Annotated in this window: 11 protein-coding genes; 4 read left to right on the forward strand and 7 right to left on the reverse strand. The window is 50.1% G+C overall.

Annotation, left to right across the window (positions count from 1 at the left end; genetic code table 11):
- Positions 1 to 156 precede the first annotated feature (156 nt).
- The 7 genes from GX659_07960 to GX659_07990 form a co-directional block, all read right to left on the reverse strand.
- Entirely contained in the window at positions 157 to 1,794 is a 1,638-nt protein-coding gene (locus GX659_07960) for a serine/threonine protein kinase (GenBank protein NLD28711.1), read from the reverse strand.
- Between the two features lie 120 nt (positions 1,795 to 1,914).
- The gene (locus tag GX659_07965) at positions 1,915 to 2,241 is read right to left on the reverse strand and encodes a hypothetical protein (protein ID NLD28712.1); all 327 of its coding nucleotides are present in this window, start codon (positions 2,239 to 2,241) and stop codon (positions 1,915 to 1,917) included.
- Between the two features lie 103 nt (positions 2,242 to 2,344).
- Entirely contained in the window at positions 2,345 to 3,226 is an 882-nt protein-coding gene (locus tag GX659_07970; protein ID NLD28713.1) for a deoxyribonuclease IV, read from the reverse strand.
- A 100-nt stretch (positions 3,227 to 3,326) separates the two neighbouring features.
- Positions 3,327 to 6,242, reverse strand: coding sequence for a hypothetical protein (locus GX659_07975; protein ID NLD28714.1), 2,916 nt, complete (start codon positions 6,240 to 6,242; stop codon positions 3,327 to 3,329).
- A 160-nt stretch (positions 6,243 to 6,402) separates the two neighbouring features.
- Positions 6,403 to 7,650, reverse strand: a complete 1,248-nt coding sequence (locus GX659_07980) for an aminotransferase class III-fold pyridoxal phosphate-dependent enzyme (protein ID NLD28715.1) — start codon at positions 7,648 to 7,650, stop codon at positions 6,403 to 6,405.
- Between the two features lie 312 nt (positions 7,651 to 7,962).
- Positions 7,963 to 8,520 carry a DnaJ domain-containing protein gene (locus GX659_07985; GenBank protein ID NLD28716.1) on the reverse strand — a complete coding sequence of 186 codons (558 nt, stop codon included), beginning with the start codon at positions 8,518 to 8,520 and terminating at the stop codon, positions 7,963 to 7,965.
- Positions 8,521 to 8,582: 62 nt separating this feature from the next.
- The gene (locus tag GX659_07990) at positions 8,583 to 8,945 is read right to left on the reverse strand and encodes a PilZ domain-containing protein (GenBank protein NLD28717.1); all 363 of its coding nucleotides are present in this window, start codon (positions 8,943 to 8,945) and stop codon (positions 8,583 to 8,585) included.
- 82 nt (positions 8,946 to 9,027) lie between these two features.
- On the opposite strand from GX659_07990, the gene GX659_07995 reads away from it, so the two are divergent.
- The 4 genes from GX659_07995 to GX659_08010 all read left to right on the forward strand — a co-directional run bounded on the left by GX659_07995 (position 9,028) and on the right by GX659_08010 (position 13,690).
- Positions 9,028 to 9,780, forward strand: coding sequence for a TrmJ/YjtD family RNA methyltransferase (locus GX659_07995; protein ID NLD28718.1), 753 nt, complete (start codon positions 9,028 to 9,030; stop codon positions 9,778 to 9,780).
- A 138-nt stretch (positions 9,781 to 9,918) separates the two neighbouring features.
- Positions 9,919 to 10,128, forward strand: a complete 210-nt coding sequence (locus tag GX659_08000; protein NLD28719.1) for a cold-shock protein — start codon at positions 9,919 to 9,921, stop codon at positions 10,126 to 10,128.
- A gap of 730 nt (positions 10,129 to 10,858) precedes the next feature.
- A complete protein-coding gene (gene trkA, locus GX659_08005) occupies positions 10,859 to 12,217 on the forward strand; it encodes a Trk system potassium transporter TrkA (GenBank protein ID NLD28720.1) in 1,359 nt (452 codons plus the stop codon).
- A complete protein-coding gene (locus GX659_08010) occupies positions 12,218 to 13,690 on the forward strand; it encodes a TrkH family potassium uptake protein (GenBank protein NLD28721.1) in 1,473 nt (490 codons plus the stop codon). It abuts the gene before it with no gap.
- Positions 13,691 to 13,700: the final 10 nt, after the last annotated feature.

Below are 13,700 nucleotides of genomic sequence, written 5' to 3' on the forward strand. Positions count from 1 at the left end.
AAAAACAGAAGCTAGAAGCGAGAGGCTAGAAGCTAGAAAAATCTCGCCTGTAAAAATATTGCTTCTCACTTCTAGATTCTAGCTTCTTGATGTTTTGGTCTATGGTCAATCGTCCATGGTCGAAGTTATTGTTACAGCTAGCTTTTCAGAGGTTCCTTAACGACATCTGATTCGCGAATCTCCATCGAAGTTTGCAACGCAGCTCAAATTCCCGCCGGATGGAATGTCAACTGAGGTCGTGACGATCCTTCCCGTAGGAGGATATTTAACTGACACTGAATATTTTCCCGGAGAAAGATTTTTAACAAGTGCGGGCGTCTCCCTCCCACTCATGACGTTCGGAATAGAGACGACACCCCAAGGGCTGGCATGGACGATCAGTGATGCGGATTTTATCTTTTGCAGGGTATATGATTTGCTGTGAACAGGATATGCCTGCGAGAGAAAAAATGAATCTCGAACGGAGGTCCTTCCATTCATCGAGAGCGACAATGAGACCTCTACATCCTTTGAAATATCTATGTCGTCGGTGTGAAATGGCGTCCTTATTTGGATGACCTTATCTTCAATTCTGATCTCCCCTGCCGCGCCTGTCGGCGAACTATCCACGGCAATGGAGCCCTTGATATCGTCAGCTAGAGTCAGCGTGCCACCTATTTCGGGAACGGTCGAAGCGGGGGCGAAACCACCTGTTTTCTTTTTTGAAATATTTGGGATTTTCGCAGGATCTGCAGCGAAGCCAAACATGAGAATAGAAAGCGATAAAATCGACAGAGCCACCCTCCTCAAAAATACCGGAAATATATTCTCCTTTCCGACCTTGAAAGCTACGAGGGTGGCAGGAGAAATATTCGCAAACATCCCTTCGCACCTGCGGCGACGAAAATTCCTCTTCATGAAGTGCGGAAGTTTTTCCCCTTTTTGAAAGGCTGGATCTTTGGCGCGAAGAACTTCGATCTCATCGAGCATCTCGGCAGCGCTACCGTATCTGAGATCCTTTTGAAGGCTCAATGCCGGCATCACTATGGATGCAAAACCACCGGAAACCCAGTTGACGCATTCATCGGGAATGGCTGCGCGCCTCACCATGTCGAGCGTGGTAAATTCATTTTCCGAAAAAAATATCCTTCTCCCCGAGGCCATCTCAAGCAGCACGACCGCAAGAGAAAAAAGATCACTTCTACAATCGACCTCGTCGCATGAGGCCTGTTCGGGGGACATGTACGCGTATTTCCCCTTGAGCTGTCCCAGCACCGTACTTCTCGATCGGTGGCCCCCCTTCGCAATGCCGAAATCTATCAGCTTCACCTCCCCGCATCCTGAAATGACTATGTTCGATGGGGAGATGTCACGATGGACGATACGCAACGGATTTCCAGATGAGTCCTCGGCGTTGTGCGCGTGGTCAAGAGCTGAAAGAACGCGCGATGCTATCTCCAAAACTATCCCTTCAGAAATTTTTTCACCCCTTCCCGCAATTTTTTTTGCAATTTTAGCGCAGTCGAGACCTGCGATATACTCCATCGCTATATACGGTTGTCCGTCGATGACATCGTAGTCCCAAACCTGGACTATGGATGGATGGGAAAGCGCGGCAAGAAGCCTCGCCTCGTCGAAAAGGAGTTCGCGCACCTCGGCGACATCGCACCACATCGGCAAAAGCCTTTTGATGGCGACCTCTTTGGTGAAACCGTTGCCGGATTCCTGTATCGCGCGATAGAGCTCCGCAGTTCCGCCGCAGGCGATCTTCTCGATGAGAAGGTATCTTCCGAATGGAACGGCTCGACTGATCATGGTACGGGGCACGAAGCAAAAGGCGTGCCAGTAAAAAGCGACCCCTAGGGGCAAGTATGGGAGATGGAAATAGAATCCCGACTGGATTCATGAACAATGTGTTCGCCTGACTGGGCAGCCTCACTCTTCCTTGAGGAACTCCTCACAGGCAAAGATCCAACTGACGGGGACATCCTGCCCCTCTTCCATGGCCTGGGTCATTATGTCACAAAAAAGTTCCTTTTCGGCCTGCGATTCATTTGGTGAAAAGGGGGTGCTCTTTCCTACAGGGCCGCAAACCATCGAGAAGCTTTCGGATCCGGCGAGCCCGATCGTAACGCACTTATATTCATCCTTCGGCGGCTCATTTTTTGGGGTCAGATCGTCGGACCCTCCGGAGGGTTTTACACTATCGTAAAATTTCTGATTGGACAAACTGACAACATCATTTTTTACCTGAAAGCCCATATTTTCCTCCCGAAGAAAGCGGCTCCACGCACATATATTATCGGCAAAAAATATGATTTGTTGCGCACTTTATCGGGGGAGACAAGCCGTTTGTCTCCCCGAATTAAAGGGCTAGGAGCTTGGAAAGATTTTTCAGGTCATCGGATGGCGGAGCCTCGCCTTTCGGGGTCTCCAAAACGAGGGGGATTTTTTTGAGGGCTGCATCGTTCATGAGATTTTTGAAACCAGAAAGCCCGATCTCCCCATCGCCGATATTCTCATGCCTATCCTTATGCGTGCCAATCCCAAACTTCGAATCGTTGACGTGCAGGGCAAGAAGGTCCTTCATGCCGATTATATTCCTGAAATCCGCCCATGTTTTCTTATACCCGTCAGGGGTCCTCAACTCATAGCCTGCGGTAAATACGTGGCAGGTGTCGAGGCAGAATCCGATGCGATCCTTCGCCTCCACCTTTTCCCTGATCTCGGCAAGCTCTTCGAACCTGCCGCCGATGCTAGAACCCGAACCTGCCGTCGTCTCGAGCGCGATCTTAACCTTGCAGTCAGCGGTCGCATCGACGATTTTGTTTATCGAATCGGCTATTCTCTTTATCCCCCAATCGACAGGCTTATCCTTGCGGGAGCCGGGATGAAGTACCGCGAATGGAATTCCTAAGAGCTCACACCTCAGAAGCTCTTTGGTCATCGCATCGATGGATTTTTTCAGAATTTCGGAGTCGGGGGCGGCGAGGTTGATCAGATAGGTCGTGTGAGAAAACGCGACCTTGATTCCGCACAACTTTATCTCACAGCGAAAGCGCTCCGCATCCTCCTCTGAAATAGCCTTAGACTTCCACTGCTGATTGCTTCCGGTGAAAAGCTGAATGGCGTTGCAACCTATCGCCCCACCTTCGATCGGCGCGTTGTAGAGGCCGCCAGAGATGGAGCAGTGCACCCCCATAAGCCTTCCGGAACTGGCTATATCGATCCTGGATTTTTTAGGCATGGGGAGGTTATGGCAGTTGGGGAAAAACTGTCAACCACAAGATAATGAAAGACCCGCCGAATAAGCGGACCTCATTATGCGTTTCTAGATACAAGCCTTCTCAGTTGGAAACTCCTTTGTCTCCATTGAGAGATTGCACCGAGTCGGGTCGAGATTCAAGAGCGGGGAGCCCCATCTCCACTCTCATCATCTCGATCTCCGACAGCATCATCTTCTGGGTGGATGAATAGGACTCTCCCTCCTTCACGGTGCCATCGAAAATCGGAACATCGGAACCCGGCTCGTCGGCAAGAACGAGGGACTTGGCCTCAAGCAAAAGTTCATACGCCTGGCTTTCCCAGTCCTCCGGCTTGGATGTGGAAAGCTTCTTGGCTATCTGCTTTAAGTGCCTTATTCTCTCCGAGTAACAAATCTCTATTTCTCCGCCGAGATCATACATTGACCTTGCGGGAACCCCGTCGGGATAGGAGGCCTTAAAATCGGCGATTTGCTTTCTCATACCGATGGTGAGTTTGGAAAATCTGTCAGCCCACATCGTTTCATTTATCTGCGTGTCGCTGCTTATATACCTCATCGTGGCGAACCCTCTTTCCAGCTCGCGATTGTCGAAGGTCATCCTGTACTTTTTGATTTCTTCCCTTTGAACGCCGATATACTCGCCATCGAAGATCGCTATCTCGCCGTCGCTTCCGCCGTCAATTTTGGCGTTGAGATATCTCTCTGCATCGACAATCCATTCCTCAGCCTTGGCGCGCCATCCGATATCGCGTGCTGTTATTATATCCTGAGAAGCGCTAAAAAGTTCATAGGCCTTTGCAAGGGAGTTGCGATACACCTTCTCATATCCCCTTCTCAACTCGGAAAGCGCCTGCCGAGCATAGCTCTTATCGGCGGATACCGTCTGAACTTTCTCCATTATGACCTGCACGGACTGCACGGTCATCCTCAAGTGAAAGTTATCATGTGCAATCGGCAACGTAGGCAGAAGCAGCCTGTCGACATCATCCGTGAGTTTTCTGATATTATCGTTCAGATCTCCGGCTCTAGCCTCGTCGAAAAGTTGACCAATCCTCCGATTGATTTCATCATCGAAAAGGCCGGCATTAATGACGAGGTTCGACGCTCTATCCGCTATTCGATTTACCTCTTCCTGCCACTTTCCGCCTGACCAGGCAGGTTCATTCTTTTTTGCCACCACGGCATTGGCGTAACGCAGGAGCTGCTCAAACATTGTGCGATGCGCCAACACGATTCCCTGTTCTATCTCCGATATCCTTCTAGCATCCCCGTCTATCTTATCACTCTTCATCAATTCGAGAGCCTTATTATAATGATTCAGAGCGTATTCGTACCAAAGCGAGTTCAAAGTGGAATCATTCTCGCCACCCCTTACGGAATAAACCGCAGCGATGGCGAACTCGTCGGCAGCCTTTACGTAAGCCAATTTTCTGGATGCGCGAAGCATTGCGTGCGCCGGATCTGATTCAACAACCGATGCCTCCCTCAAGGCCTTTTCACCCTCGTCTACAAGTGTGTCTATCCTGGCTTGCCAGCTTCCATCCATGATTTCGTCGCGACCCACCTCTCCCGACGCAAGCTCCTTAACATGCCTTGCAATGCGGATCGCGATGGCCCCGGCAGATACCGACTTGTAATTGGAAATGAGGATCTCTACCTGAGCCATAACTTCCGTTTTTTTATCCTCCGGAACACGGGCTTTTTCTACTGGCTCTCTGCGAACTTTCTGAAAAAGAGCTTCGAGATTTTCACCGCTCAAATTTTTCTCGGCGGCCTCTGCTAGGAGCTCTCTTGCCATAGCAAGGCAGTATTCAGCGCGAACATAGTCGAGTGTAAAGAGTATCTCACTGGGGGAAAAATCATGTCCATCTCTGCTATAGACTGCAGCGTTCGGAGAAAAAAGCTTTTCCTCAGAGTCGAACTTCGATTCTTCCAGATATTTTTCGATCGTCTCAATCCCTTGTCCAAGGACCAGCGCACTGCCATCCCCCGACGCCACAAACCTCTGAAGCCCGTTCACTATATTTTCAATGCCCCTGCCATAGCCGATCGCTCGAATCTTATCCACCACCGAGGCCATCTCCGGCTTCATCTCCAGAAACTTTTTGATCGCCTTCTCCATGTTCGCCACATCACCGCGCTCCGCCAGATCGTAAGCCATCCCAAAGGGAAGCAGAAAACCTCTCTCTCCAAGAATTTCAATTATCCGCGAGGGAAGCTGAAGTCTCCAGTCGGTCCATGTATCCGGAGACTTTCCGGGCAGATAAGAACTCCCAAGCTTTGCGATGATATTTTTGTAGAGCGACACCATCTTTTCTATAGCAGGATTTTCAGACGAAGCGAACGCGGAAAGGATCGTCATCTGAGTCTTTACGAATTTCACATATTCGACAAGCTTGTCGGGCTCTATATGCTCAAGCGTGGGAAGCCCCCAGCGCTCTAAAAATGGAGTGACGGCCTTATCACCCTCGTTCAGCTTCCGTATTTCCGGTTGTCTGTTTGACAGCGAGAGCTTCGTTATGAAATCCTCCGGAGATCCCACTGAAAAACCAGGGTGCCCCTCGAGCGCCTTGCCATCGACTATCACAAGGTCCTCGTTTTCATCGACGAAGTAGACCTTCGCTTTTTTCTTATCGACACCGATAACCTCGTAGGACTTGGTATCCGCAAGCCTTACGGTATCGTCCTTCGGAGGAGGAGGAGGGACCTCCGCCATCGTGGGTCTTCCCCACTTTTTCTGCGCAGCCATCCACTGGCCGGTTTTAACGCAGGCCTCAAAATCATCTACGCCGGTGACATCGGTGCATTTTTTTTCAAAGCATATTTTACCCTGACTCTGATTCCGAAATATCTTAGCACACTGATAGACGACATTCGAACAGATGCTGCTCGACCTGGGGTCGGCACCGAAGCCCAAATGATTTTTATCCTTGTGACATTTTTCGGTCCAAGTTTCTCTTAAATGGTCAATCCTTTTCAAATCAACCCCGTTTCCCATAACGATCCTCCTAAAACTGATATGATGGGTATAGATACAGAAACATCCCCCGCGCGTTGTTTTCGACTGGGAAATCAAAAGGTTGCTTGAAAATTAAAATAAAACGGAGACCCGCAACTCATTGATATTGCTTATGAAATGCTGAATCGGCGGATTTAGATCAGCCTACGGTTTTTAACACATCGGCAAGAGATTCCCTTGTAATTTCAACGATGCGTCTCAGGTCTTCCTCGGTATGCCGATAGGCTATGTATGAATGATGGTAAGGCTGCATAAAAAGCCCCCTTCGAATTGCTCCTGTGTAGAAGACTTTGCGGCGCTCTTTGTACTTTTTGTCGGGGGCCGCATCGAATGTGATGTAAGGCATCGGAGGGATCCCAGAGATGGTAACCGGGAGCTTCGACTCCTTAGCGACCTCCTTCATCTCACGCAAAAGTTTCTCACCACGCTCCCATATGACATCGCAAACCTTTTCCCTCTCAAGTATTTCTATAGTTTTCAGGGCCGCGATCATCTCGAGGCTGTTTGGAAAAAACGTTGAAGATATGAAGACCTCGGCATCGGTTAAAACCTTCATGACCGACTTCTTTCCGCATACGGCCGCTATCGGATAGCCGTTGGCCATCGCCTTGCCGAATAGAGCCATATCGGGCAGCACGCCGTAACGCACACCGGCTCCGCCGAGCGATACGCGAAAGCCTGTTCTTATTTCATCAAATATGAGAACGGCGCCACTATCGTCGGCCAATTTTCGAACTCCCTCGAGAAAGCCGGGGGCAGGCGGAGTCAGCGGCTTCGCGAGCGGATGCCCCACCGGCGTAATTATTATCGCAGCTACCTCGCCTTTGTTCGCGGCAAGAAGTCGCTCGAGCGATTCGACATCGTTGTATTCAAATTCAATCGTCTTTGAATAGACATCCTCGGGAATTCCACCATGAACTTCGGAACACCAGTCGTGCCAGCCGTGATATCCACAGCGAAGGATCTTTTCGCGCTTGGTAAAACCGCGGGCTATTCTTATAGCGGCGCTGGTAGCATCCGAACCGGTTTTTACAAAGAAGCTCTGTTCGGAGCAGGGGATCAGTTCGCGCAACTTCTTCGCAAGCTTGTTCTGCCATGGCTGACAGAGGTTGAAACAAAATCCGTGTTTCATCTGCTCTTTGACCGCCTCGTCGATTTCCTGCTCGCAATACCCGAGTATTATCGGCCCGTATGCGCAGAGGAGATCTATGTACTCGTTTCCATCGACATCCCAGACGTGTCCGGCTTTCCCCCTTGTAAGAAAGAGGGGGTACTCTCCCGGGATAAAGTTATAAGGCCTCCTGATTCCGAGCACACCGCCGGGGACGAGGTCCAAGGCCTCCTGCCACATCTCTTCCGATTTTTTAAGATTGAGTTTGTCCATGATTTCCTCCCGTCAAGAGCGTCGGAACATACATCATACCAACAAAACGGGCAAATGATAAAATGACGGAACTCCATGACAGTCCTGTCAGTCATTGCGAGCAAAAGTGAACTAGGAAAGGTTGAGTTGAGCAGGAATGATTTTTCTTAACCTGAGCCTAAAACTGCTTTTCCACTAGTCACGAGTTACGGCAGTTTCTGGATCCCCCGCTTTCACGGGGATGACACCCATGCGGTCATTCCCGCATGCCTTAAGGCGCCGCTACTGCGGGGCAAACGGGAATCCCGTTCAGACAGTTAACCAGTCACGGATTTGTTAGTAGATTCTATTTTCGATATCGCTGATCTGGTCGGAGAATTCCACTCCAGCTTCATAGATTCTCTCGAAATGCGACGGGTGAAACATCCTCTTCCACACCACCGTTCCATGAACGGCATAGGCGGAAGAGTCGGGTGGGGCTATTATTATATGCTGTCCGATTTCTACAGGTTCGCGCGATTGCAGCCTGACTCCTAGGATGGAAAGATCCCTGACCCTGCCGCTATGCCAGAGCTGACCGTCATCAGTGCAAAAGGAGATAGCCGCATCTACTTCTTTTCTGGGGGCGCGCCTTCTTTCGGCAGGAGCGTCGGCGCGGGACTCCATCGCTGCTACCTCCTCCGGCGTCGCTATCAGGGCATCGTAGCAGGCTCTGGTATACGGATCTATCAGCGTTTCATAAGCCTGATTGATGAGTATGGCCTCTTCACAGCAGCCGCCGAGATCGGGGTGCTTCCGAAGCTTCGTCATCAATGTCCTGTACGCCGAGGCAATGACCTCAGGAGAGGCACCCTTTGAAACTTGAAGAACTTCGTAGTAGGAGCGATCCTTCATTCCACTCCTTTTATCGCGGTCTTCAAAAAAAAGTTGCTTAAAATTTTCTCAAATCAAAATTTCTACGGAACTACCTTTGACATCTGGTCGAAGACAAACCGCATAAAACGGCTCTTGTCCGTAATCGGCATCCCCCTTAGCATGACGCCGGTTTCGTAGCTGGTGTTCGAAATCTTGTTCTGCCAGACAACCTCTCCCTCGGATTTTATCGTATCCCCATCCCCCAGCTGAATCTCGAGCTCCAACAGACTCCCATTTTCCAGCTTCGTAGGAGTCATGAGGCGCAAACCACCCTCGCTGATATCGCTCGATATCGCCTCGCGCGGATCGGCCGGCGGGGCATCCGCATGACCGAGAAGGCGGTAGCTTATGGTTAAGGCGAGATCCAGACGGGCGTACTTTCTTCTCTCGATTCCCTGTGCCAATTAAAACCTCCGTTATTGAGAAGCGTATAGCCTTTCAGATCCGCATTGACAACCAGTTTGTGAGCACCTAACCAGTCCGACCATGATCGACCTTTCCATAGTGCTAGTCTCCCCCCAGGGGGCCGCCAACATAGGGGCCGCCGCAAGGGCCATGAAAAATTTCGGCTTTTGCGATATGCGCCTTGTGGATCCGGTCGAGCACCTGACCAGCGAGGCCTACACATGGGCCCTTGGAGCCAAAGACCTCCTCGAGAGCGCAAAGGTATTCTCATCCATTCCCGAAGCCGTAGGTGACAGAAATCACGCGATGGCATTCACAAGGAGGATAGGGAAATCGAGACGCGGCGACATGCTGCTGGACGAGGCGGCCCTATTCATACGTTCAAATCCGGAGAAGAGATTCGCCCTTCTGTTCGGACGCGAGGACAAGGGACTGAATAATGATCAGGTCGAGATGTGCGACTGCGTGGTAACAATCCCAACATCGGAAATGTTCCCATCTATAAACCTCGCACAATCGGTAATTTTAGCCTGCCACGCCGTATATGCGAAATTCAATGAAAACACGGTAAATGTGGCCGCGGGAGCCGCCCCGGAATACCTCAGAAATGAATATATTTCCCATGATAAGATCGCGAAACTCATCGTTCGACTGGAGAAAACCCTCAGTGCGCTCCAGTATGAAGACGAGCCGGACAACCCACTTAAAACCAAAATACTTAATCAATTCAGCAGGTTGTTTGGAAGGGCCGGGGTAATGCAGCGCGACCTTCAGATGTTCGAAGGGCTGATGGCTAGGATCGATGGGGTCGCGTCGGGTAAGTTAGTGAAATAAAAAATGTTCTTGCATGAAAAGCAGCTTTGACATAGTTTCCCCCGGCTTTTGGTTTTTTACAAATATCGTTTTGAGCGTCGGCGTAGTAATGGTTTACGCGCTTAGATGCTCGAAACAGGAAGGAAAGGAAGGAAGTGTATGGCAAAAGGAACGGTTAAGTGGTTCAACGACGCAAAGGGTTTTGGTTTCATCGAACCGGAAGAAGGTGGCGAGGATATCTTCGTCCATTTCTCCGCAGTCCAGAGCGAAGGCTTCAAGACCTTGCGCGAGGGGCAGAAGGTCCAGTTCGAAGTCGTCAACGGACCAAAGGGCTTGCAGGCGGCCAACGTAGTACCGGAAATAGGCTGATATTTACGGAACCTAAAAATCAAAGATCCCCGGTCGGAAGGCCGGGGATTTTTTATTGGAGATTTTTCCGGGAACACATACCCGCCAAGATTGACTGTGGACCATGGACAATTGACTATCGACCAAAACATCAAGGAGCTAGAATCTAGAAGTGAGAAGGGAGATTTCTACAGGCAAGATTTTTCTAGCTTCTAGCCTCTCGCTTCTGGCTTCTGTTTTTCCCAGTCACGGTCGTTACGGGATCCCCGATAAAAGCACTCGGGAATGACAATCACGCCGTCATTCCCGCGGCACTAAGCCGCCGCTACCGCGGGGTTCCAACCGTTCACCAGTTACGAGTCACGGCAGTTACGGGAGGGGGTCGAATCATGATCCCTGATCGCTGATCTTTGATCCGCCTTTTGTAAGACTAACTTATATCCGCAAATAATCGTTATTAAGATCAGAATCAGGATTAAGATTAAGATTAAGATTAAGATTAAGATTAGGATCAAGATTAAGATGGGTACATTTCAGATACATAGGTAACAGTTGATTATTGGGACATGGGTGACACAAATAGGGGTCTAATGGTCCATCGTCAATCGTCACCGAGATTCCCGCCTGCGGCGAGGCAGGCTGAAATCCTCAATGAATATCGCCAAGTAATGCTTGAACAGTACGGGGCAAATAGTAGAATGCAGCGTTTAAATGGGATCTCTGGCAAATCGCTCCCAAAAAGGAGATAGACGTGAGCATACTTATCGTAGGAGGGGGAGAAATTGGACAGTTCATCGCCGAACAACTCATCCGCGAAAACAAGGAAGTCGTCATTATAGAGAAGAACGAGCGCATCATAAGTGAGATCGAGGAGGGGCTGGACGCCAAGTTCATCCTCGGCAACGGGGCCGCCCCGAGCACGTTGCACGAAGCAGGGCTCAAGGATGCCGAGATGCTCATCGCCGTCACGGACAGCGACGAGGTCAATATCCTCGCCACGATCTTCGCCGGAATCGAGGCTCCACAGGCAATCAGAATAGCGCGAATCAGAAATCCGGAATTCGATGTCGAAGAAAAAAGAATTCAGTCCAACCTTCACGTCAACCTGATGATAAACCCGGACAAAGAATCCGCGGGAGCCATAATGAGGGTGCTCCAAGTCCCAGGCGCATCCGACATCATCGACTTTTTCGACGGTGAGTTCAAAATCGTAGGAACCAAAGTAAAGCCATCGAGCCAGATCCTGGGAATGAAACTCAAGGATCTCCATCTTCTCAAAGATGAAGGGAGCTTTCTGCTGGCCGCCCTCTATCGTAGTAGCACTCTGATCGTCCCGGACGGAAATGATGAAATAAAGCTGGGAGATGTCATCTACTTTGCATCGCATTCCAACAGGGTATTCGAAGGGATGAGGCTCTTGGGGCACAAGCACGAAAAGATCGACGACATAATGATACATGGTGGAGGATACATAGGGCGCAATCTCGCCGAGTCACTGGAAAAGGCGGGGGCGAGGGTCAAACTCATTGAGCCGGATCCGCAGCTCTGTTCCACCGCAAGCCGCAACCTCAGCAAAACTCTCATTCTAAACGCCCACGGAACCGACCAGAGCCTGCTGATAGAGGAAAACATCGGGGAGATGGATGCCTTCATATCCGTCACCAAGGACGACGAGGACAACATCATCAGCGCGCTTCTCGCAAAACGCCTGGGATGCCCCGTAGGAATAGCCCTGTCACACAAGGCAGCCTACCAACCCCTGATCTCTTCGATAGGGATAGACGTCGTCATTAATCCTCGCCAGATTGCCAACAACACAATCCTGCATTTCATCAGGAAAGGTCGCGTGCTGCACGTTTCCACGCTTGCGGAGTCCGCGGAGATCATCGAGGTCGAGGCGCTCGAAACTTCCGAACTCGTCGGAAAACCCCTGCACAAGATGAAATTGCCTGATGACGTGCTTATTCTCTCTATAAAAAGAAAAGGACGGATCATCGTACCGTGGGGGGATACAGTTATAGAGGCGGGAGATCATGTCCTCATAATAGCCCACAGGAACTCGGTAAAAAAACTCGAGAGATTTCTGACCGTAAGCCTGGAGTACTTCTAGATGAGAGCGCGACTCGTAATAGGGGCAATTTCTAAACTCAATTTTTTCATCGGCCTGACGATGCTAGCGCCGCTTGTTTTGGCGTGGGCCGACGGCGGGCGCGATGCAAAGGCGATCGCCACCTCCATGATGATCATCCTCTTCATATCCGGCGTCATGGTCGCAGCGTGTCGCGGAGAAAAACAGGATATCTCACACAAAGAGGGGATGCTGATCGTCGCGGTCGGATGGATCAGCGTAGGTCTTTTCGGCGCGCTTCCCTATTTCGTCGGACAGATATTCGGAGCGATGTCGGCGGAAAATTTCATCAACTCCTTCTTCGAATCGATATCCGGTTTCACAACGACCGGAGCCTCTGTTTTTGGAACCAGCGTTCATGTCGAGAGCCTCAGCAGGGCCATACTGCTGTGGCGAAGCCAGACCCACTGGCTTGGCGGCATGGGAATCATCGTTCTCGTGGTTGCGATACTTCCGCTTCTTGGAGTGGGAGGCATGCAGCTTTTCAGAGCAGAATCGCCGGGGCCAACCAAGGAAAAACTGCGCCCGAGAATAAGACAGACGGCGGCAACCCTGTGGCTCGTTTATCTCGTCCTGACGATAGCGCAGATCGTCGCCCTTCTTCTGGCCGGAATGCCATTGTTTGATTCCATCTGTCACACCTTCGCAACCGTCGCTACGGGAGGATTTTCCATAAAAAATATTTCGATAGAAGCTTACAACAGCGCGACCATAGACGGAATCATAACCTTTTTCATGTTCATAGCGGCGGTAAATTTCTCCCTGCACTATATGTTCATATTCAAAAGGCTCAAAGGATATTGGGCAAACAGCGAATTCAGATATTACTTCACGATCACGATCATCAACATAGTTCTTATAAGCGCCATATTGTTTGGATCCGGCATATACGATTCCGCCCTGTCAGCCTTGCGATACGGTTCATTCCAGACAGTATCCGTAATGACTACAACCGGATTTTCAACCGCCGACTTCGAAAAGTGGCCGATCGTAGCGCAGATATTGCTTCTGATATTCATGTTCCTCGGAGGTTGCTCCGGCTCAACCAGCGGCTCCATAAAAATAGCACGAATCGTAGTGCTTGCAAAACACGCCTACAGGGAACTTTTCAGGTTGATTCATCCAAGATCTTTCGCCACGATAAAATTCGGGGGGAAGGTCGTTCACAAAGATATTTTGGAAAGTATCTCGGGATTTTTCATACTTTATATGGGCATATTTACGGTGGCGTCGATCTTTATGACTGCAATGGGGCTGGATCTACTGACAGCGATAACCTCAGTAGCCACGATGATAGGTAACGTAGGGCCTGGGCTGGGAGCGGTTGGGCCATCAGAAAATTATTTCATGATTCCCTCGATCGGCAAAATAATACTAATAATGTGCATGCTGCTTGGGAGGCTTGAAATTTTTACGGTAATAGTATTAATGACACGCGAATTCTGGAAAAGATGATCTTAGGTTC

The sequence above is a fragment of the Myxococcales bacterium genome (assembly GCA_012513515.1).
In the GTDB taxonomy this organism is placed as follows: Bacteria; UBA10199; UBA10199; order 2-02-FULL-44-16; family JAAZCA01; genus JAAZCA01.